The organism is Antrihabitans stalagmiti (assembly GCF_016482825.1).
Taxonomy (GTDB): Bacteria; Actinomycetota; Actinomycetes; order Mycobacteriales; family Mycobacteriaceae; genus Antrihabitans; species Antrihabitans stalagmiti.
In genome coordinates, this window is the sequence record NZ_JAEMNV010000001.1 from 485,087 (window position 1) to 507,800 (window position 22,714).

9 protein-coding genes are annotated in these 22,714 nt (G+C 64.5%); 7 read left to right on the plus strand and 2 right to left on the minus strand.

Annotated features, from left to right (window positions below):
* Positions 1-192 precede the first annotated feature (192 nt).
* Genes JGU71_RS30670 through JGU71_RS02325 form a run of 5 tightly spaced genes read left to right on the plus strand, consistent with a single transcriptional unit; the run spans position 193 to position 19,501 of the window.
* A complete protein-coding gene (locus JGU71_RS30670; RefSeq protein WP_199701567.1) occupies positions 193-13,881 on the plus strand; it encodes a non-ribosomal peptide synthetase/type I polyketide synthase in 13,689 nt (4,562 codons plus the stop codon).
* A complete protein-coding gene (locus JGU71_RS29635; RefSeq protein WP_233528568.1) occupies positions 13,878-16,223 on the plus strand; it encodes an SDR family NAD(P)-dependent oxidoreductase in 2,346 nt (781 codons plus the stop codon). The genes JGU71_RS30670 and JGU71_RS29635 overlap by 4 nt, the downstream gene beginning before the upstream one ends.
* Complete coding sequence (locus JGU71_RS02315; RefSeq protein WP_233528569.1) at positions 16,207-17,790, plus strand: MFS transporter; 1,584 nt, start codon at positions 16,207-16,209, stop codon at positions 17,788-17,790. The genes JGU71_RS29635 and JGU71_RS02315 overlap by 17 nt, the downstream gene beginning before the upstream one ends.
* Positions 17,787-18,938: an FAD-dependent monooxygenase gene (locus JGU71_RS02320; protein WP_233528570.1), complete on the plus strand. Its 1,152-nt coding sequence runs from the start codon at positions 17,787-17,789 to the stop codon at positions 18,936-18,938. Before JGU71_RS02315 ends, JGU71_RS02320 begins: the two co-directional genes overlap by 4 nt.
* 47 nt (positions 18,939-18,985) lie before the next feature.
* Positions 18,986-19,501, plus strand: coding sequence for a nuclear transport factor 2 family protein (locus JGU71_RS02325; RefSeq protein ID WP_199701572.1), 516 nt, complete (start codon positions 18,986-18,988; stop codon positions 19,499-19,501).
* Positions 19,502-19,503: 2 nt separating this feature from the next.
* Here JGU71_RS02325 and JGU71_RS02330 read toward each other — a convergent pair whose 3' ends face one another.
* Positions 19,504-20,001, minus strand: a complete 498-nt coding sequence (locus tag JGU71_RS02330) for a DUF6764 family protein (protein ID WP_199701573.1) — start codon at positions 19,999-20,001, stop codon at positions 19,504-19,506.
* Positions 20,002-20,078: 77 nt separating this feature from the next.
* Positions 20,079-20,372 (minus strand): hypothetical protein, encoded by a 294-nt coding sequence (locus JGU71_RS02335; RefSeq protein WP_199701574.1) that lies wholly within the window; start codon positions 20,370-20,372, stop codon positions 20,079-20,081.
* A gap of 73 nt (positions 20,373-20,445) precedes the next feature.
* Between JGU71_RS02335 and JGU71_RS02340 the strand changes: the two genes are divergently transcribed.
* Positions 20,446-21,597, plus strand: a complete 1,152-nt coding sequence (locus JGU71_RS02340) for a phosphotransferase family protein (protein ID WP_199701576.1) — start codon at positions 20,446-20,448, stop codon at positions 21,595-21,597.
* Positions 21,597-22,712, plus strand: coding sequence for an Rv3169 family protein (locus JGU71_RS02345; RefSeq protein ID WP_199701577.1), 1,116 nt, complete (start codon positions 21,597-21,599; stop codon positions 22,710-22,712). Before JGU71_RS02340 ends, JGU71_RS02345 begins: the two co-directional genes overlap by 1 nt.
* The last annotated feature ends 2 nt before the right edge of the window (positions 22,713-22,714 follow it).

Consider the following 22,714-nt stretch of genomic DNA (forward strand, 5'->3'; position numbering starts at 1 on the left):
ACAGGAATACAGTCGCGCGCTGAACTCCTCTCCCTCGATTCCGATGACGATCTGCGTCGGTACCGACCGCGGAATGGGTAGTCGCAACGAACGTCCAATTTGTGAGACGCTGTCGTCTAACAGTTGCCAGGGGTGGTCGCAGTGTCGCGAAACGCCTATCTCCGACGCCGCATCGAACCCGAAGGATGACTGATGGCTTCCGACGCCAAGCTACGTTCCTATCTCGAGAAGGCCGCGGCCGAGTTGCACGACACCCGGCGCAAGCTCGAGCAGATCGAAGCCGCGCAATCGGAGCCGATCGCGATCGTCGCCATGGGCTGTCGGTTTCCAGGCGGAATCACCTCACCCGACGAACTGTGGAGCTTCGTGTCGGAGGGGCGAAGTGCGACAGCGGAATTCCCCGTCGATAGGGGCTGGGATCTAGCGGCACTCACCGAATCCGAGTTCGGTAGCGCAGGATCGTCGATTACCCGTCGCGGCGGATTTCTCGACGGCGTCGCCGAATTCGACGCATCCTTCTTCGGCATCAGTCCACGCGAAGCGCTCGCGATGGATCCTCAGCAGCGACTCCTTCTGGAAACATCGTGGGAAGCGATCGAACGCGCTGGTATCGACCCGACGTCGTTGCACGGCAGCAAAACCGGTGTCTACACCGGCATAGTCGGGCAGGAGTACGGACCGCGGATCTATTCCGAGCGCGACGGGTTCGCGGCCCAGCTTGCGACCGGAACCACCGTCAGTGTGGCGTCGGGCCGCGTAGCCTATGCGCTCGGGCTGGAGGGACCTGCGGTGACGGTCGACACCGCGTGCTCGTCGTCGCTCGTCGCAGTGCACCTTGCGGCGCAGGCATTACGCTCGGGCGACTGTTCGCTCGCACTCGCGGGCGGCGCAACGGTGGTGTGCTCGCCGAGCATCTTCGTCAGTTTCTCACGCCTGCAGGCGCTTTCACCCGATGGACAGTGCAAGCCGTTCTCCCGGAGTGCGGACGGATTCGGTGTGGCCGAGGGTGTCGGAGTTCTCGTTCTGGAGCGGTTGTCCGACGCCACCAGGCTCGGCCACCCTGTCGTCGCGATCCTTCGGGGCTCGGCGATCGGGCAGGACGGAGCATCCAACGGGCTATCGGCTCCCAACGGACCGGCGCAGCAACGTGTCATTCGCGATGCGCTCGCCGACGCGAAACTCACAGCGGCCGACGTCGACGTCGTGGAGGCACACGGCACCGGAACCAGGCTGGGCGATCCGATCGAAGTGACCGCGCTCCTCGCAACCTACGGCGCCGCACGAAAAGCGGACGCACCGCTGCTGCTCGGGTCCATGAAGTCGAACATCGGCCACTCCCAGGCAGCGGCCGGCGTTGCAGGCATCATCAAGATGGTCGAGGCGATGCGGCACGGGACGGTCCCGCCGACGCTGCACGTCGATGCGTTGTCACCCGAGGTCGATTGGTCCTCCGGCACAGTCGAAGTCGTCACCGCCCCAACTGACTGGCCCGTGTCGGCGACAGGAGCCCGGTCGCCGCGCCGAGCCGGAATTTCGTCCTTCGGCATCAGCGGTACGAATGCCCACGTCATCGTCGAACAGGCGCCTGCACAGGCCGCCGCCGCTACTGATCACGTGCGAACGGACGATCCCATCGTGCCGTTCCTGCTGTCCGCGAAGTCCGCAGACTCGCTGCCGGAGCAGGCAACTCGACTACTGACCCACATCGACCGCCATCCTCACCTCGACCCCGTCGATATCGCGTATTCGCTGACGACGACCCGACCCGCGTTCGCGCACCGAGCAGCGGTGATCGGCCGTGGTCTGCGGGAACTGCGGCTCGGCCTCACCGCCCTTGCTGCGGGAGAACCCTCCACCGCCCTCGTCCAAGGCCGAGCGACCGCCGTCGGGGGAACGGTGTTCGTCTTTCCAGGACAGGGCTCGCAATGGGCAGGAATGGGAACCGAACTTCTCGACACTTCGCCGGTCTTCGCAGCCGCAATCGAGGAGTGCGAGCAGGTATTCGGCGAGTTCGTCGACTGGTCGTTGACCGATGTCCTCCGAGGCGCATCAGGCGCACCCGACCTCGACCGAGTAGACGTCGTCCAGCCTGCGCTGTTCGCGATGATGGTGTCGCTCGCGAAGCTGTGGGAGTCGGTCGGCGTCCGGCCGGATGCTGTCATCGGGCACTCCCAGGGTGAAATCGCCGCGGCCCACATTGCTGGTGCGCTGACGCTCCGCGCGGCAGCTCGAATCGTGACCTTGCGCAGCCGCGCGTTGGTCGGCATCGCCGGCACAGGGGGAATGGTGTCGGTCCCACTCCCGCCGGAGGAGACGACCGGACTTGTTGCCGAGTGGCACGGCCGAATCGGGATCGCCGCAGTCAACGGGCCCAACACAACCGTCGTGTCAGGAGAGGCCGCGGCGATCGCTGAACTCCTCGAGCGGTGCGAGGAGCGGGAGATCCGCGCGCGGAAGATACCGGTCGACTACGCCTCGCACTCGGCACAGGTCGACTCGCTGCACGGTCCGATCACGTCCGCCATCACTGGCCTGAAGCCCCGATCGTGCAGCATCACCTTCATCTCGACAGTCACAGGTGCTGCGGTCGACGGCAGTGTGCTCGACTCCGACTACTGGTACGAAAATCTCCGCCGCACAGTACATTTCGACGACACGATCCGCGTCGCTCGCGAGCTCGGCTACGGCTCCTTCGTCGAAGTGAGCCCGCATCCCGTGCTGACAGTCGGTATCGAGGAGAACCTGGACGCACTCGGTGCGGGGGAGAGCGCCGTCGTGGTCGGGACGTTGCGACGCGACGACGGCGGTCTACGCCGATTCCTGACGTCGGTGGCCCAAGCCCAGGTCTGCGGACTCGCCCCCGACTTGGCTACCTATCTCACCGACTTCGGTGGTCGTCGGATTCAACTACCTACCTATTCCTTTGCACGCAAACGATTTTGGATGTCTGCATCAGGATCGGGGACCGGCGATGTCGCGAGTCTCGGCCTTGCCGACGCCGACCATCCTCTGCTCGGCGCCATGGTGGCACAGCCCGAGTCCGACGGAGTCGTCTTCACCGGCCGACTGTCGCTCGCGACCCATGCGTGGCTCGCCGATCACGCCGTGCACGGCGTCGTCCTGCTGCCGGGTGCCGCGATGGCCGAGCTTGCGCTCTATGTCGGCGATCGTGTCGGCACTCCGCGCATCGAAGAACTGATACTGCAAGCGCCGCTTGTGGTTCCCGACCGCGGGGCGGTGGAACTTCAGGTTGTCGTCGGGTCGGTCGACGATTCCGCCGACCGCACCGTCCGCGTCTATTCTCGTCCCGTCAAGAGCGATTCGCTCGAGGGCGAATCTGCGTGGACACGCAACGCTGACGGCGTTCTGGCAGCCGAAGAGCCATTGCGTTCGACGGGCCTTGCCAAATGGCCTCCGGCAGGTGCCGAGCGATCCGACATCGTGGGCAGCTACGACGCACTCGCCGACCACGGCTACCAGTACGGTCCGGCGTTCCAAGGTCTTCGCGCGGCATGGCGACGTGGCGACGACATGTTCGCGGAGGTCGAGTTGCCGGAAAAGGCAGGCGACGCAAACCGTTTCGGTCTGCACCCCGCCTTGCTCGACGCGGCACTGCACGCTATGGCGGTGAGTCTGTCGGCATCCGATGCAGGTTCCGGTTCGATTCGACTGCCGTTCGCCTGGGAAGGCGTGTCGCTACGAGCAACCGGCGCTTCGGTTCTGCGGGTACACATCACAGCGATCTCAGACGACCGAGCCTCCGTCACGATGACCGATGTCGCCGGCGGCGTTGTCTGCTCGGTGGATTCGTTGACCCTGCGTGCGATCTCGCGGGACCAGCTGACCTCAGCCAACGACGACGTCGAGGGCGCATTGTTCGGACTCGATTGGTTCAGCGTCGCCGAGCCCAAAGACACTCCTGCGAAACAGGACTGGGTCGAATGGCCGGTCGAAGGCGAGGTCAGGTCGAGTGCATCGGCTGTGCTGCGGTGCATCGCGCCACAGGCAGCAGGCACCGACCTCACCGACGAGATTCGAGCCAGGCTGCCATTGGTTCTCGCTCAGGTCCAGGAGTGGTTGACCGACGAGCGTTTTCGGAAAGGACGACTCGTCGTCGTCACCAGCAGAGCGATCGCTGCCGGCGGTGCCGAGGACGTCCTCGACCTTGTCCACGCGCCGGTGTGGGGTCTGTTGCGGACCGCGCAGACCGAGAATCCGCGTCGGATCCTCCTCGTCGACGTCGAGGACTGGTCGCAGCTCGACACCGCTGTTGCAACAGCACTCGCCGGAGACGAACCCCAACTGGCAATCCGGCGAGGTGTTGCATCGGCGCCACGATTGGTGCGCGGTCAGCTGGATACGGTCACCGGTGCAGAGCTGGCCGGATCGGGCGACTGGCGGCTGCAGACACTTGGGCTCGGCACGCTCGACAGAGCCAACCTTGCCGTTGTGCCGTCGCCCGAAAGCGAACGAGCGCTCGAGGCGGGTGAGGTCCGCGTATCGATCCGTGCGACCGGAGTCAATTTCCGCGACATCATGATTGCGCTCGGGCTGTACGCCGACCCACGTGCCGGGATCGGCGGCGAGGGCGCGGGGGTTGTCATCGAGGTCGCGCCGGACGTCACCAGTCTTTCGCCAGGCGATCGCGTGATGGGCATCTTCGAAGGAATCCGCCCGAAAGCCATTACGGATGCCCGTTTCGTCGCGAGGATGCCGCAGGGGTGGACCTACGAGCAGGCCGCAGCGACATCAGCTGTGTTCATGACCGCGTATTACGGACTCACCGACCTTGCAGGAATCCAGCGGGGTGAACGATTGCTCCTGCACGCCGCGACAGGCGGCGTCGGAATGGCGACGATTCAGTTGGCTCGACACTGGGGCGTCGAAGTTTTCGCAACCTGCAGTACACCGAAGCGCCGCTTGCTCGTCGAGCTCGGCTTCGACGACACACACCTCGGCAATTCGCGGACCCTCGACTTCGAGAAAAAGTTCCTCGACGCGACCGATGGTGCCGGTGTCGACGTGGTACTCGATTCGCTCGCAGAGGATTTCGTGGACGCATCGCTTCGCCTGCTGCCGCGGGGCGGACGGTTCATGGAGATGGGCAAGACGGATATTCGCGATGCCGACACGATCGCCGCACAGTATCCAGGCGTGCGATACCGTGCCTTCGACCTGTTCGAAGCCGGACCTGATCGCATCCAGCAGATGCTCACCGAACTCGTCGAGCTCTTCGACGCCGGTGTCCTACAGCCGCTACCGGTTACGGTGTTCGACGTCCGCCGGGCACCGGAAGCGTTGCGGCACCTGAGCCAGGCCAAACACACCGGCAAGCTTGTCCTCACGCTGCCGACCCCCGTCGACAAGGACGGCACCGCACTGATCACCGGTGGTACCGGTGTGCTCGGCGCCCTCTTCGCGCGCCACCTCGTCACTGCATACGGCGTGCGACACCTGGTTCTTCTGAGCCGCAGTGGCCGCGCGGCCGCCGGTGCAGCAGAACTCGAAGCCGAACTGGCCGAACTCGGCGCAACGGTGCAGATCGTGGCATGTGATGCTGCCGAACGAGATTCGCTGGACGCCGTGCTGCGGACGATACCGTCGGAACATCCGCTCACGGCGGTCATCCATGCGGCGGGCATCCTCGACGACGCTTTGTTCGCCGCGATGACGCCGGAGCAACTCGATTCGGTTCTCAGATCCAAGATCGTTTCGGCGTGGCACCTCCATGAGGCGACGCGGAGCGCCGATCTCGCGCTTTTTGTTCAGTTTTCCTCCGCAGCAGGAACATTCGGATCTCCGGGGCAGGCCAACTACGCCGCGGCGAACGTATTCCTCGACGCGCTTTCGCACCACCGTCTGCACAGCGGTCTCGCGGCGACCTCGCTGGCGTGGGGATGGTGGGCACAGGCAACGGGCATGACCGGACATCTGGACGAGCGCGATCGCGCGCGGCTCAGTCGTGGCGGTTTCGTCGCAATGTCCTCGCAGGAGGGCCTGGCATTGTTCGACGCGGCCGTGACCCTCGGTCGACCGCTTGCGCTGCCTGCGCGAATCGACACTGCCGCAATTCGTTCGGGAGGCCAGGACCTGCCTGCGGTGTTCCGTGGCTTGGTTCGGACCGGTAGGCGCGCGGCAGGCACCGCAACGAACGCAGGCTCGACCGGACTTGCGCAACGTCTCGGTGGCCTGACTGCAACCGAACAGCAGCAGACCGTACTCTCGCTCGTGCGCAGTGTTGCCGCTGCGGTGCTCGGGCACAACAGTCCCGATGCTATCGGCCCTGACCAGCCCTTCAAGGATCTCGGGTTCGATTCGCTCGGTGCAGTCGAGTTCCGCAACCAACTCAAGACGGCAACGGGCCTGGCGCTGGCGACAACCGTCGTATTCGACTACGCGACGCCGATCGCTCTTGCAGGCCATATCTGTCGCGAGATCGCTCCTGCGGCAGTAGATCCGGTCGACGAGATCCTCGCGCAGATCGAGGCTCTCGCCGACAGTTGCGACGGCGTCGAACCAGACCAGCCGGACGCGGTGAAACTCTCCGAGAAGCTGGCGGCGTTGGTTCACAAGCTTGCACCGAACAGTGCGCCAGCACGATTCGGCGACGCTGCCGACGACGACCTGTTCGCTCTGATCGACGGCATCGGCGATGTCCGCGCCGAGGAACCGCTCACCGAGGCAGTGGACCGCACCGAGGTCCGAACCGACGACGTCGTACCCACGGCGTCACGCCGTTCGTATTGGCCGCTGACCGACTACCAGCGCGACGTGATCGCCGTCGGTTCGCGTTATCCCGAATTGCCATTGGTACAAGCGGCTGGCTACGTCCGACTGTCCGGCCAGGTGAACATCGACCGGATTCGAGGATCGATTCGGCGCGGCTATCTCCGAAACGATGCGCTCCGGCTACGTTTCGAGTTCCGCGATCGTGACGTCGTCCAGTACGTGGATTCCGAGATCGCCCCCGCAGAGGTTGTCGACTTCGGTACTGCCACCGATCCGACAGCTGCGAGCCTGGCATGGATGCGCGAACGTACCGACGAGGTGATGCCGCTGAACGGTCCGCTCGCGCAGAGCGCCATCCTGCTCGACGGCACCGATTCGTTCATCGTCTACTGCCGCTTCCACCACGCGGTCGGCGACGGCTGGGGGATGAACCTCACGCTCGCACAGCTGTGTGCGGACTACCTCGCTGCCGAGCGCGGTGATTCGCCCGACAACTTGCCGGCACCGAGCTACCTCGACATCGTCGACGAAGACCAGCGCTATCGAAATTCCCCGGACTGGACTGCGGATCGCGCGCATCTGCTCGAGCAGTTTCGCGATGTCTCGCCTGCGCTGTTCCCCCGCAAGGCCTCCGTGCGGACCCACCACCGCAGCCAGCGCACGATTCATATCGATCACGCTGCCGCACAACGTATCCGTGAGACCGGGCGATCGATCTTCGCGTACACGGTTGCCGCGATCGCGGCGTACCTACGACGGGTGCATCGAGACGGCGACATCGTGCTCGGAGTGCCGCTGCTGAACAGGCGAACGCCGGTCGAGTTGCTGACCGTCGGCGACCTGGTCAACATTCTGCCGTTGCGTGTCGACGTCGACGAGACTGCAACGTTGGGTGAGGTCGCCGACAGTGTCGGGTCCGCGGTGTGGGATCTGCAAGCGCGGCAGCGCTTTTCGTTCGGCGCATTGCAGACCGCGTTGCGTGAGGAGCGGTCCGAGACGCAGAACCTCTTCGATGTCACCTATTCCTATGTTCCGATACCCGACACCGAGCAAACGGCGTTTCTTGGTACGGACTCGGCTCTGCTCTCATCGGGGTACTCCCTGGACGCTGTCAACATCGTGGTTCGCGACTACGCACGCGACGGGTCGTTGGACGTCGACGTGTTCTACGCCGACGACGTGTTCGACGACGACTATCCCTTCGCCACGGCTATGCGGCAGGTTTTCGCGCTGATCGAGGGAGGTCTCGCTGCGCCGAACGTCGGTGTCGGTGACCTCGAGATCCTGTCCGCCCGTGATCGTGCGGACATCGCCGCGGCAGAAGGTCCGGCGCTTGTCGCGTTCGACGAGTACGCGACCATCGACGGCGTCGTCGCTGCCGCGGCGGCAAGGGTTCCGGACCAGCGCGCTGTCGTAGCGGTCGATAGTTCGATGTCGTACGCGGACTTCGGAGTCCGGGTGTGGGCGCTTGCCGGAGCGCTGCGCGAGCACGGGCTGCGACCGGAAGAGTGTGTGCCGGTGCTGTTGCCGCGATCGGTCGACCTCGTCGTTGCCGTCCATGCGATCGTCGCAGCAGGCGGCGCGTACGTTCCGGTCGATCCCGAGTACCCGGAGGCGCGTGTACGCACGATCCTCGCAGCGACGCGCGCGCGGATTGCCGTGGCGGAGGACAGCTTCACCGCCATGCTCGCCGACCTCGGCATCACGGCACTACCAGCCACAGCGCAGCCGACCATCAGCCGACCGGAGATGTCGACAACGAGACCGACCGACCTCGCCTATGTCATCTACACGTCCGGTTCCACCGGGGTGCCGAAGGGCGTGATGATCGAGCATCGCTCCGTCGTCAACCGGCTCGCCTGGATGCAGCGTCGATATCCACTCACCGCCACGGACGTTGTGCTGCAGAAGACACCCGCGACCTTCGATGTGTCGGTGTGGGAACTGTTCTGGTGGTCGTTCGCAGGCGCGTCGCTGACGGTTCTGCCTGCAGGCGCCGAACGTGACCCTCGCCGGATCATCGAGTCGATCGCACGGGATGGAGTCACAGTCGCGCACTTCGTTCCGTCGATGCTCGGACCATTCCTCGATCAACTGACAATGCAGCCGGCAGCCTTGGCATCGGTTCGTTCTTTGCGATTGGTGTTCTGCAGCGGCGAAGCGCTGACACCCGCACTGGCAACACGATTTCGGCAGCTCTTCGCGAGCACGCCAGCTACTCGCCTGGTCAACCTCTACGGTCCGACCGAGGCGACCGTGGACGTGTCGTACTTCGACATCCCGGGCGGCGACGACCGGATAGATCGGGTTCCTATCGGCAGGCCGATCGACAACATCGCGTTGCTCGTGCTCGATGCCGCCGGGCGGCGCAGTCCACTCGGCGTGCCAGGCGAACTGAACATCGCCGGAGTCGGCGTCGGCCGCGGTTACTACGGTGACCCGAGCCAGACAGCGGAGTCGTTCGTCGTCGACGCTGCGGTCGTGGGCGGGCGTCGATATCGCACCGGCGACATCGTGCGCCGCCTCGCCGACGGCAATCTCGAGTACCTCGGCCGCCGCGACGACCAGGTGAAGGTGCGTGGCAACCGCGTCACGCTCGGTGAAATCGAGAATCACCTCGTGCAGTGCCCAGGTGTACGTGCAGGCGTCGTCGTCGACGAGCAGGCGCCCGGAAGGCCCACGCATCTGATCGCCTACTTCGTTCGCGACGACGTGACTGTCACCGGCGATTCCATTGCGTCCCACCTCGCGGATCGGCTGCCTGCGTTTATGGTGCCGTCGGAGTTCGTTGCGCTGCAGACGCTTCCGCTGACGCCGAGCGGGAAGCTCGACCGTCGTGGCCTGCCGCGACCCGAGCGTGCTCTCGGTGAATCCGAGCTGCCACGCACCGACGTCGAGGTGGCTTTAGCAGCAGCGTGGGCGGATGTACTCGGCACCGCGACGCCGGGCAGACACGACGACTTCTTCACTGTCGGCGGCGATTCCATCCTGGCATTGACCTTGCGTACGGCGGCCGAGCGTCGTGGTCTTGCCTTCGATATCGACGATTTCTTCGCGCGGCCGACGATCGCCGAGTTGGCCGCGAGCATCGAATCCAGAATCGGGTCCGGTGGCGCCGAAAACTCGGTGACAACTCCGTTCGAGCTTGTTCCGATGATCGATCGCGCCGGTGTCAGCGACGCCGAGGATGCCTTTCCCGCCACATCGCTGCAGTTGGGCATGCTGTTCCACAGCCTCGAACGTGCCAACTCCACGCTGTACAAGGATGTTTTTCGTTATCGACTCGGGATGGTCTGGAACGAGCAGCAGTTTCGCGCCGCATTCGACGAACTCGTGCGCAGGCACCCCGCGTTGCGATCAGCGTTCGCGATAACAGGGCTGTCGCTGCCGGTCCAGGTTGTGCGCAGGGAGGTCCCGAGCGCGCTGTCCATTGCACACGAGGGCAATGACCTTTCGGACTACGTCGACGAACGGCGGACCTTCGACTATCAACTCGACGTGGCACCGCTGTACCAGCTCCGCGTCTTTCCCGGCGACTCGTGGGTCGACCTCGTCTTCAGCTTCCATCACGCCATCCTCGACGGCTGGAGCGTTGCGAATATCGTTCGGGAACTGTTGCAGGACTATCTGTCTCGGGCCGGATACGATCATCCGCCGGTGGACCGGCAACCCCATTCGACGACCGATCTGGCCTCCTACGTTCGGTCCGAACGGCTGGCGCAGGACGATCCGGCGTCGCGGCAATACTGGATCGATGCACTCGCAGGCGCGACTGCGACAACGATCGAGTCGACGCGGGCGTACGAGCCCACGCAGCGCGACATTGTGCGGGATACGGTTGCGACGCTTCCCGATTGGCTCGGACGCAGTCTCCGAGCGTTTGCAGTGGCGCAACGCGTCCCGCTGAAGAACGTGCTGCTCACCGCCCACCTCCTGACGCTGAAGGCGATGTCGGGGACAGACGACGTCACGACGGGGCTCGTTTCCCACGCGCGCCCTGGCCGCGCGGGTGCAGAGACCTCTGCGGGGCTGTTCCTCAACACGATCGCGATGCGACTCGACGGGACGCGCAATACCTGGCTGGAGGCCATTTCACAAGTGGTTCGACGAGAGCGAGCGAGTCATCCGCACCGGCGGTATCCGTTGCGTTCGGTCATCGCGGACAACGGGGGTCCGGCTTTCGACACTGCGTTCAACTTCGTCAACTATCACCTGTTCGACGACCTGTTCAGCAGCGCCGATGTCGAGCTCATCGAATTCGACGCTCGGGAGGAAACGAACTTCACGCTGCTGGTGACGGCGGCGATCGATCCACGCAGCGACGAGATAGCCGTACGGGTAAGCGCGAGAGAGGGTTCGCTGACCTCGACGCAACGTGAAGAGTTCGCTCGCACGTTCGTCGGCGCATTGACGACGATCGTCCGAACACCCGAAAGCGACGTCGATCTCACGACACTGCGCGCGGCGACGGTCGTCGACCTGGTCGATGCAGCGGCGAGCCTTGCTCCCGATGCGATCGCACTTCGCAGCACCACAATGGAGTGGACCTATCGGCAATTGGGCCGGGCAGCAGACACTGTCGCGTGCACGCTGATCGCGCGTGGGCTCCCCGTAGGCGCACGTGTCGCCGTCTCCATGCCCCGGTCAATCGAGTTGATCGCTGTTGTGATCGGCGTGCTGAAAGCGGGCGCTGCTGTCGTGCCGATCGACATCGACTACCCGCACCACCGTCGTGTGGCCATGCTCGAGCGCTGCCGACCGCGTGTCGTGATCGTTGCCCCGGATGCTGACGACGTGCCCGACCTTGGCGGCATCGACCTCGTCGACCCAGCGGCGCTGTTCGACACCGAGCACGTCGATGCCACGCCACTTCCAGCGCTGCACCCCGACCTTGCGGCCTACGTGTTGTTCACGTCCGGCTCGACGGGAGCACCGAAGGGCGTCGTCATGCCGCATCGGGGGCTCGCGAATCTGATCGAATGGCAGCGGCACGCCGGGCCTCGCTTCGGTTGTTCGACAATGCAATTCGCTCCGATCAGCTTCGACGTGTCGTTCCAGGAGATCTTCGCGACCTTGGCCGTAGGCGCGACGCTGTATCTGGTCGAGGAAGCCGAACGCAAGGACCCCGTTGCGCTGGTCCGCGCCATCGTGCGGTCCGGTGTCGAGCGGGTCTACCTGCCGTACGTCGCTCTGCAGGGAGTCGCCGAGGCAGCGCAGGTGACGGGGGAGTACCCGACGACGTTGACCTCGCTCGTCTCGTCCGGCGAGCAGTTGCGAATGACACCGGAGATCCGTGCCTTGTGTGCAGCCAATCCGGGGCTGGTGGTCGAGAATCAGTACGGTCCGACGGAAACACATGTGGCGCTGCGGCATTCGATGACCGGTGGTCCGGACTCGTTCCCAACGCTACCGCCGATCGGTAGCGCGATCAGCGGTGCGACCGTCACCTTGCTCGACTCCCGGCTCCGGCCGGTCCCGCAGGGCACCCGCGGCGAGATCTATCTCGGCGGATCGGTTGTCGCCCAAGGCTACGAGGCTATGCCGGGGCTCACGGCCGAACGCTTCGTTGCCGATCTGGGCGGCCGAGTCCGATACCGGACCGGTGACGTCGGCGTCGCCGTCGCGTCCGGCGACGTCGTCTGGCTCGGTCGAACGGACAGCCAGGTGAAGGTGCGTGGCAACCGAGTCGAGTGTGCTGAAGTCGAGATCGCCCTCGCTGCGGCATCCGGGTCGGCACGGGTCGCCGTGATCGCCACCAGCCTCGGCGGTGCCGATTCGACGCTGGAGGCGTTCGTAGTTCGCGATCGTGTCGACGGTGCGGTCTCCCTCGATACGGCGGCCATCCAGGCAGAACTGCGTCGGCAACTCCCTTCGGCGATGGTGCCGACCCGCTACCACGTTGTCGGCGAGCTTCCCATGACTCCGAGCGGAAAGCGCGACGATGCCGCACTCCGCGTCCTCGCACGCGAAACCGCAACGACGCAAGGAGGATCCGACGTATCCACAGCCGAAGGCGCACCGGCGGACGAGTACGAACGCGCCATCGCCGAGATCATGGCCGAATTCGCCGGGTTGGCCGAACTGGGACCTGACGCAGACTTCTTCGCCGCAGGCGGTACGTCGATCGGGGCTATGCGGGTGGCGATGACCATCACTCGCCGATGGGGAGTCGAGATTCCACTCGAGGCGTTCGTCGCGGCACCGACGGCTGCCGAGCTGGCGCAGCTCGTTCGAGCCGGCGGCACGAATCGTGCGTTCGATCCTGTTGTACCACTTCGGCAATCCGGCACGGGCCCGCCGCTCTTCCTTGTGCATCCGATCGGCGGCAACGTGATCTGTTATGTCGAGTTGGCGAAGCACCTGGACGCCGACCGGCCCGTCTATGCGTTGCAGGCGGCAGGTTCGGAGCCTGGTTCGCAGCCTTTGACTGCCATGCCAGACATCGCGGCGTCCTACATCGCGGCGATGCGACGCGTCCAACCACATGGTCCGTACCACGTCGCGGGTTGGTCGTTCGGAGGGTATGTCGCACTCGAGATCGCGCGACAGCTGTCTGCCGACGAGATTTCCCAGGTCGTTCTCCTCGATACGATCTCACTCGACGACGGACCGCGGCCTGCAATCGACGAACGTGACCTGATTGCCTGGTTCTTCGCAGAGTTGCTCTGGTACAGCCAGGGTGCTGCAGCGGTCGAGTCCGAGCTCGACCCGTCCCTCGACAAGTCCGTCAGCGCCGATAGTGCCGAGGGCCTGTTCGACTCGATCCTGACCCGCTCGATCGATTTGGGAATCGTCCCCGAAGACAGTTCGCCACAACTGATCCGACGCCTGTACGCCATCTTCCACGCCAATTATCAAGCGACGCTGCACTATCGTCTCGAACCACTCGAATGCGACATCGTCCTGCTGCGGGCGCGCGACGAGTTGCCACCCGACGTCGGACGCGCGCATCGCCGCGTGGGAAGTATGTTCGCAAGTCCGACGAACGGCTGGGATCGTTGGGCAGCACGTGGATTGGAGATCGTCGACATTCCCGGCGATCACCTCACGATGTTGTCGCAGCCGCACGTCACGGCAGTCGCTGCCGAGTTGGACAGCATTCTCGATCGATCCGACAGCGGGCTGGCCGCCACAGAAAAGGGAAGCCGATGACCGCCACTGGCAGTACAGCACCGAACAGCGAGATCCGTCGACCACTGAGCCCCGTCGAACGTTGGTATTGGGTGTGTGATCAGATCTCGCCTCTCAATGTGATTGCGCGCGTTCAGGTCAGCGGTGCGATGGCTCCGGGACTGTTGGCCGACGCGGCAGCGGCCCTCGTTCTGGAACATCCCTTGTTGCGCGTTGCAATCGCGGCCGCCGACGACGGCAGCGACCCGGAGTTCGTCGCAGCGACCGAGGGGCGCCTGCCGATTCGTCGCGTCGACGGGTCCGATACCGCCGCATGGGAACGTGAGGTCGACCGGTTCGAACTGGCGACGTCGGTGAACTGGCGGACGGGGCCGCTGGCTCGAATAGTCGATGTCGTGTCGGGAGAGCGTGGCTCCGCAGACGAATCGCACGACCTGGTGTTGACAATTTCGCACATCATCGCCGACGGCACAACAGCTTTGGCCCTGCTGCAGCGCGTTGTCGAGTTGGCGGCTCTGCTCGGCGCTGACGACGACCGGACAGTAGAGTCGGTTGCGCGGCCACGACCCGCGTTGCCCTCTCCCGAGGGGATGTTGCCTCGAAAGTTCGTTGGTGCACCAGGGTTTGCGCGCGTTGTCGGCGCAGGCGTCGTCGACCAGGCTGTCGCTGCAGCGGCCCGCGCGAACCGCCTGCAACCGGAAGTCCCGGTGCCTGCTCAGGAGCGGATCACCCGCCTGACCCGGCGATCGCTTACCGCCGAGCAGGTCGCCGTCCTGCTCGATCGATGCCGTAGCGAGGGCGTCACCGTTCACGGCGCCCTGAGCGCGGCGGTGGCGGCGGCGGTGGGTCGCATCGTGGCACAGGACGGCGGCAAGGTGTGCATCGGTTCGCCGATCGACTTCCGCGGCGAACTCGAGCCGCCGGTGCCTGCTGACGCTGCCGGCGCGTACGTGGCAACCGTACCGACCTACGTCGACGTCGGCAGCGACGTCGACTTCTGGGCCACCGCAGGTGGGGTCAACCGAGAACTCAACCGCCGCAAACGGTTTCGACAACACCTCGCCTTGATTGCAACCCTGAAACTTGTTGCGCCGAAGTCGGTCGGTGCGAGCGAGCGAACTGTCGCGTTGGTCGACAGTCGTGGTCCAGGAAACGTCTGCATCTCCAACATCGGACGTTACGATTTCGCGGACCGGATCGGCCCGTGGACGCTGTCGGGTGCCCAGTTCATCGCGGGAGTCTCGATCAGTGGATTCTTTGTCGTGACGGTCAATACCAGCCACGACACGCTGCATCTGAACTTCACCTACATCGACAAAGCGGTGTCCGAGGACCGTGCCGATCGGCTGGCCGACGATTGTGTGCGGACCCTACTCGGCGCGCTCGACCACACCGGATCAGCCCGAACAGTGCAGCCAAGACCTGGCGTAGCAAAGAGAAGAGGCAATCGAATGTCTGAAGATCGTGGCGCGGTAGTAGTGACCGGGGCGTCGTCGGGGCTCGGTCGAGAGACCGCACTCGCGCTGGCCCGCTCCGGTTTTGTCGTCTATGCAGGCGTCAGGCGTGAGGAAAGCGCAGCGGAGCTGCAGCACGAGTTTCCAGGATCCGAACTTCGTCCGCTTCTGCTCGACGTGACGTCGGCAGAGTCGATTCGGCGCGCACACGACCGCATCGCAGCAGAGATCGATCCGGGTGGCCTGGTCGGAGTGGTCAACAACGCCGGCATCTGTGTATCGGCGCCACTCGAGTGTGTGTCCATCGAGGACTTTCGAGCCGAGCTCGAAGTGAATCTCGTCGGAACCGTTGCTATGACGCGACAGTTCCTGCCGTTGCTCCGCGCGTTCCCGGCGGACCCGTCTGGCAAGCTCGCTGGTCGGATCGTCAACGTCAGCTCGGGGGTCGGCCGGCTCGCAGCACCGTTTCTGGGCGCCTATGCCGCATCGCAGTTCGGCAAGGAAGGTGTGTCGGACTCGCTGCGCCGCGAACTGGCCCCGCTCGCCGTCAGCGTGTCGCTGATCGAGCCTGGTGCGATCCTGACACCGATTTGGGGCAAACTCTCCGACACTGCCGACCGAATCCTCGGCGAGGCGAAGCCCGACGTTGCGGATCTGTACCGCAACCGCTTCACCAGCTTCGTCACCGCAAACGAAGAACGTGCAAACGCGAGCCGGACCAAGCCCGCCGATGTGGCAAAGGCGATCGAGCATGCGCTCACAGCCAATCGTCCGAAGGCTCGCTATCGGGTCGGCATCGATTCGTGGGCGTCGACCATCGCGTCGCGGGTGCTGCCGGATCGGGTGCTCGACTTCGTGATGGCAGCGGGAATCTCGGCCGGCGAGAAGCATTTTGCCGCCGTCGACTAGGAATTCGCTGCCGCTGACTCGGGGCCGAGCGATTGCAGCTCTCGTCGTCCTGTGCCTCGCCGAGTTGCTGGTCGTCATCGACAACACGATCATCAACATCGCGTTACCCACACTCGGGCGGGAATTGCGTACCGGTGTCAGCGGACTGCAATGGTCGGTCGATGCCTACACGCTGACCTTCGCCGGATTCCTGCTCGCGGCAGGCAACCTCGGCGATCGTTACGGTCGCCGCCTCGTGCTCTACATCGGCATCGTCGGGTTCGGTGCCGGGTCGGCACTTGCAGCCAACACGGACACGCTCGGTGAACTCGTCAGCGCTCGCGCAGTGATGGGTGTCTTTGCGGCGGCGGTCTTTCCGGCGACGCTGGCGTTGGTCGTGGCAATCTTCACCGAACCACGCCAGCGTTCGATCGCGGTCGGTATCTGGGCGGGTGTCGCAGGCATCGCAATCGTGGGCGGCCCGGTCGTCAGCGGGTGGTTACTCGCCCATTTCAGTTGGCATTCGGTGTTCTGGGTGAACGTTCCTGTTGCCCTCATCGCCCTTCTAGGCACCTGGCTGTGGGTCCCCGAAGTCAAAGTTGCTGTGCCGCATCGGCTCGATGTGCCTGGGCTGTTGTTGTCGATCGCCGGCGTTTCGTTGCTGGTGTGGGCGATCATCGAGGCACCGCGTCATGGCTGGGCGTCGTGGCAGACCGCTGTCGCAGCTCTCGCAGCCACGATCGGTCTGCTGGCGTTCGTCGTTCGGCAGTTGCGGACAGTGGATCCGCTCCTCGATGTCCGCTTGTTCCGAATCCGGCGATTCTGGGTTCCGGCGGCGGCCATCTCGGTCGGCTTCTTCTCCCTGTTCGGCTTCATCTTCTTCTTCACGGTGTACTTCCAGGCCATCCGTGGCTATTCGACGTTGGAGACCGGTGTTCGCGCGCTGCCGTACGCAGTCGGTATCGCGCTGGCTGCTCCGATTGCCATGACGATCGGCCGCAGAATCGGGACTGCACTTCCCGTCGCGCTCGGTCTGGGCTTCATGTGTGTCGGCTTCGCCGTCGCCAGCAGCGCCGACGAGCTCACCGCATATCCAACCGTGATCCTCCCGGCGACGATCGTCATGGGTGCAGGCCTCGCGTTCGTTCAGGGTCCTGCGACCGAACTGCTGATGTCCAACCTTGCCGAGGAAGACATGGGGGTCGGCGCGGCGGTCAACGACACCACTCGTGAGGTCGGTGGGGCGTTGGGTGTCGCGGTGTTGGGTTCGATGCTCTCCTCGGTGTATTCGGGTGCGATCAGGCCGCAACTCGACGGCACCGCACTGCCGAAAGATGCTGCGGACCTGGCGATCTCGTCGGTGTTCGGTGGTCTCGAAGTCGCGGCGCGAATACCCGTGCCAGAACTGCAGGCGCGCGCGTACACCGCGGTCCGCGAGGCCTTTCTCGACGGCATGGGCGCCACCTCGTGGACGGCTACAGCAGTGACCGGGGTCGGAGCAATTGCAGTGCTTGTCTTTCTGCCATGGCGCGAGGGCAGACACCAGAGCATCGAAACCCCGATCGAAACAGAGAAGGCGGGCGGATGAAGGCCATTGTGATCGGCGCCGGTATCGGCGGTCTGACGACCGCGATTGCACTGCGCGAACGAGGGATAGGCGTCGAGATACTCGAAGCCGCACCACAATTGCGGACGACGGGCACCGGGTTAGGGCTCGGCCCGAACGCAGTCGCGGTGCTGGCAGCGCTCGGGATCGACCTGGCAGATGGTTCGGTCGGGCAGGTGCTCGAGCAGTTCGAGCTGCGTACCGACAAGGGAAAGCTTATGCGGCAGTTGCCGATCCGGGACATAGTGACCGAGCTCGGCGCTCCGTTCGTCAATCTGCACCGCAACGAGCTGATCGCCGTTCTGCGGGCGGCGGCAGGCGATGTCGCGATCACCTTCGGCGCGGCGGTCGAACGCTACGACGTCACCGTCGACGGCGTGAGCGTCACCTGTGCGGACGGCCGTACGGCGAGCGCGGATGTGCTCATCGGCGCTGACGGCATTCGTTCGGTCGTCCGAGCGCAACGTGCAGGTGGCGAGGCGATCAACGAGTACGGCTACGTCTGCTGGCTGGCCACGATCCCCTTCGAACACGAACACCTGACGACTGGCTACGCCGGTCACTATTGGGGGCGCGGCCAGCGCTTCGGGTTGATCGACATAGGTGGCGGCAACGCCTACTGGTGGGGTACCAAGAATCTGGGGATCGTCGGCTCCAGGTCGTGGCAGGGCAGCACCGCCGACGTACTTGCTGCATACGACGGTTGGGCAAGCGAGGTCACCGACGTGATTGCCGCGACGCCCGACTCGGCGGTGGTGGCGGTGCCTGCGCAGGACCGGAGTTTCGTCGACACCTGGGGCGAGGGGCCGGTGACGCTGGTCGGCGACGCGGCCCATCCCATGCTGACCAGTCTTGCCCAAGGTGCGGGTTCGGCGATCGAAGACGGCTACGTGCTGGCGCACTGCCTTGCTGCCACGGCCGACCCGACGCTCGCGCTGCGACGCTACGAGGACGCCCGTCGAGAGCGGACCCGGACCCTCGTCGCGAATTCGCGTCGCCTGAGCCGCATCGAGCAGATCGACAATCCGGTCGCGTCGACACTGCGAAACTTCGGAATCAGATACACACCGATGTCTGTGGTGAAGCGCCAGAACATGGACCCGCTGCGGTTCGACCTACCCGTAAACTGACACGTGTTCTAATTGTTCTCTACGTCGAAAGTGCGGAGGGCAGAACAGTGGGCCGATTCAGCCGAGCCGAGTTGAGTGACGCACTCCACCACTACGGTGCGCGCGTCGATCGATGTTCCGCATCGGGGGATTGGCGCCCGTTCGCGGATCTGTTCACCGTCGACGTCGAATACATCGAGCACGCATACGGCATCCTGCACGGCCGGGAAGCCGTTCGGTCCTGGATCGTCGACGTGATGGCACCGTTCCCTCAGATGCGACTCACACACGCGTGGGAGGCGTACGACGAGGAAAACGGCGCCATCGTCGTCGGAATCGACAACGTGCTCGACCACCCGACCGAGCCGGGCGTCGAGTTCGGCTTTATCAACGTTTCCCGGATGACGTACGCGGGCGACGGCCTGTTCTCGGTGCAGGAAGACGTCTACAACCCCGCGCGCGACGCTCCACGCGTGGTCGGCGAATGGCTCCGAGCAGGCGGAAAGCTATTGTGCCAACCGCGACTTCGGATGAAGCACGTTTTCGTGACGCCGCCGGTGAAGACCGTCGGCCAGGCGAGGTGACGCTACTGGAGCGACAGGCAACTCTGCAGAGTCTGGAAGTCGGCGGCGACGCCGGGGCCGCCGGTACAGGTCGGCCCGGTTACGCCGTTGATGGCGACCTTGGCGCCTGGACCTGCGATACCGAGCGAAAGGCCGGGCCGAACTCCGAGGGCTGTGACCTCGGCGCCCGGACCCATCGCGATCGCTGCGGGGCCGGACAGGTTCTGCGCAAGTGCGGATGCGGTACCGCCTGCGGTTGCGATTGCGAGGGCCAGTCCTGACGATCCGGCAGCCGAGGTCGCCACGCCATCGGTGCCGTATGCGGCCGCGGCGCTACCTGGCACGGCCGTCGCAGAACAACCGGAGACATTCGAGCTGTTCGTGACCAAGCCTGCCCCGGCTGACTGACATCCGGTCGGAGCGGCCGCAGCGGTCGTCGGGATTGCCAAGGCGGCAGCAGCGGTGACAAGTCCTCCGCCGACGATGATTGCCGCGGTCGATCGAGCCCTGTGTCGAGCCATTCCACTCTCCTATGCAAGTTTGCGTTCCAGCGGCAGCGCCGGGTCGCGTAGAGAGCGGTACCCAATCGGGGCCATGATCATGCGCCCGGGGCGAACCTGCCATCAGGAAACATCCGTCCATGGCGTGAAACCGCTGATCCGAAGAGGGACTTCTTGCCTGCGACCGTGACACGAACCGACATCGTGTAGGCCTGTTGACCCTGCTCGCGGTACACCGTCGACGTGATCGCATAGGTGACGCTGTCGGCGACCAGCTCTCGAGTCGTCGTCGACGAATTGTCGTCGGCATACGCCAGTTCGGCGTAGGTCGTCCCACGCTGCCACGCATCGAGTTGCTCGTCCGCCAGCCGACCGGCCACCTGCTTGTCCATGAGGGCAGCGTAGGCGAGTCGGGGCGCTGATTCACGGTATCGGAACCGCAGGCATTTCTGTAACGTGTTACAGATGGCGTTGGAGCAGACAGAGGCAGAACATCAGGCCGAGCTCGCCCGGCCGACCTCCTCGATACGTGAGGTCGGCCTGCTCCGAAGCGAACTGCAGGACTGGCTCACGGATCGCCTCGGCACGGCTGCGGATCCGATGGTCGACAATGTGGTCATCCCAGCTGCCAACGGCATGTCGAGCGAAACGATCGTCTTCGACGCCACCTGGCTCGAGGACGGCGAGCGGCAGCTCCATCCATTGGTTGCGCGGGTCGCTCCTGGTGAAACGACGATGCCGATCTTTCCGGCCTACGACATGGCTGCCCAGTTTCGAACGATGCGCGCCGTCGCCGACAATTCGTCGGTGCCGGTTCCGGCCACGTATTGGTCGGAGTCCGATCCAGCAGCGTTGGGCGGACCGTTCTTCGTCATGCAGCGGATCGAAGGTCTGGTTCCACCGGACGTGATGCCGTACAACTTCGGGTCCTGGGTCACCGAAGCAACCGACGACGAACGTGCACGGCTGCAACGCAACACCGTCGGCGTGCTTGCGGATCTGCATGCAATCGACCTGTCGCACTTCGACTTCCTCGGATCACCGCCGTCGGTCGCCGAAACAGCCATGCGTGATCACATTGCCGCACAACGCACTTACTACGAATGGGCGACCACAACCGGACCCCGCTCACCGCTGATCGAGCGGTGTCTCGACGAACTGTCCCGCACCTGCCCGACCGACGCCTCGCCTACCGTCTTCTCGTGGGGCGACGCGCGAATCGGGAACGTCATGTACCGGAACTTCGAGCCTGTCGCCGTACTGGATTGGGAAATGGCATCGTTCGGCCCCCGCGAACTCGATCTCGGATGGCTGATTTTCCTGCACCGATTCTTCGAAGATCTGACAACGCTCGCAGGTATGCCGGGACTGCCACGTTTCCTTCGGCGTGACGACGTTGCTCGCACGTACCGCGAACTGTCCGGACACACACCCCACGACCTGGACTTCTATGTCTTCTTCGCCGCGGTGCGGCAGGCAACGATCATGTTCCGTGTGCAGAGCCGAGCCATTCATTTCGGCCAAGCCGTCGTGCCCGACAATCCGGACGAGATGATCCTGCACCACGCGACGCTGGAAAAGATGCTCGCTGGAACCTACTGGACGGGTATCGCCTGATGCTGTCGCCGATGGACGACTTCCCGATACATCAAGTAGCGCAACCGATTCGACAGGTGGCAACCTCCGACCGGAACTTCTACGACCGCTACTATTTCAACTGCTATCCCGTCGGGGGAGAGCTGTTTCTCATCGTCGGGTTCGGGCAGTACCCCAATCTCGGCGTCGTCGACGGGTTTGCGGTACTCCGGCGCGGTGACGATCACATCGTCTTCCGAGCTTCGAAAGCCCTCGGTGCAGATCGGTCCGACACAACGGTCGGTCCGCTCCGAATCGAGGTTCTCGAAGGCTTGCAACGACTTCGGGTCGTGCTCGAAGCGGGTACCGCCGCAGACATCGCCTTCGACTTGACCTTCGACGCCGACGTTCCCGCGTTCGAAGAGCCGCGGCACTTTCGCCGCCAACTCGAGCGCGTCACCTTCGACACCGCGCGTTTCGTCCAGACAGGGACGTGGACAGGAGAATTGACGATCGGCGACGACAGGTTGGCGGTATCGCCCGAGACCTGGCGCGGCAACCGGGACCGGTCGTGGGGTGTGCGACCGGTCGGTGAACCCGAACCGGCAGGACGGCGCGCTGTCGACGGCGTGCAGAATTTCTTCTGGATCTACTCCGTGATGGCATTCGACGACTACTCGGTGTTCACCTTCGTGCAGGAGGACGAGCGGGGCAGACGAATCGTCGAAGACGCCACCCGGGTCTGGCCGGATCGAGAGCCCGAATGGCTCGGCCGTCCGGAGCACGAACTCGAGTTCGCCACTGGAACAAGGGATGTGACCGGCGCCGTGCTGAAGTTCGTGCCACCGGTGGGGGAGCCGATCACCGTGCGATGTGACCTGTTGCTCGCCAACTACATCGGAATCGGCACCGGCTACGGACTGGACGCAGACTGGCGACACGGCATGTGGCAGGGCGATCTCGTCGTCCAAGGGCTCCGCAAGACAGTCTCCGAGATAGACCCCGCATTGCGGATGTTCTGTCCGGTCGACCACCTGGCGCGGTTCGAACTACTCGAGGGCGGGCAGACCCACATCGGGACCGGTCTCTTCGAGGTCGGCGTGATCGGTCCGCACGACAAATACGGCTTCACCGGCTTCGTCGACGGCAAGAGCTGACA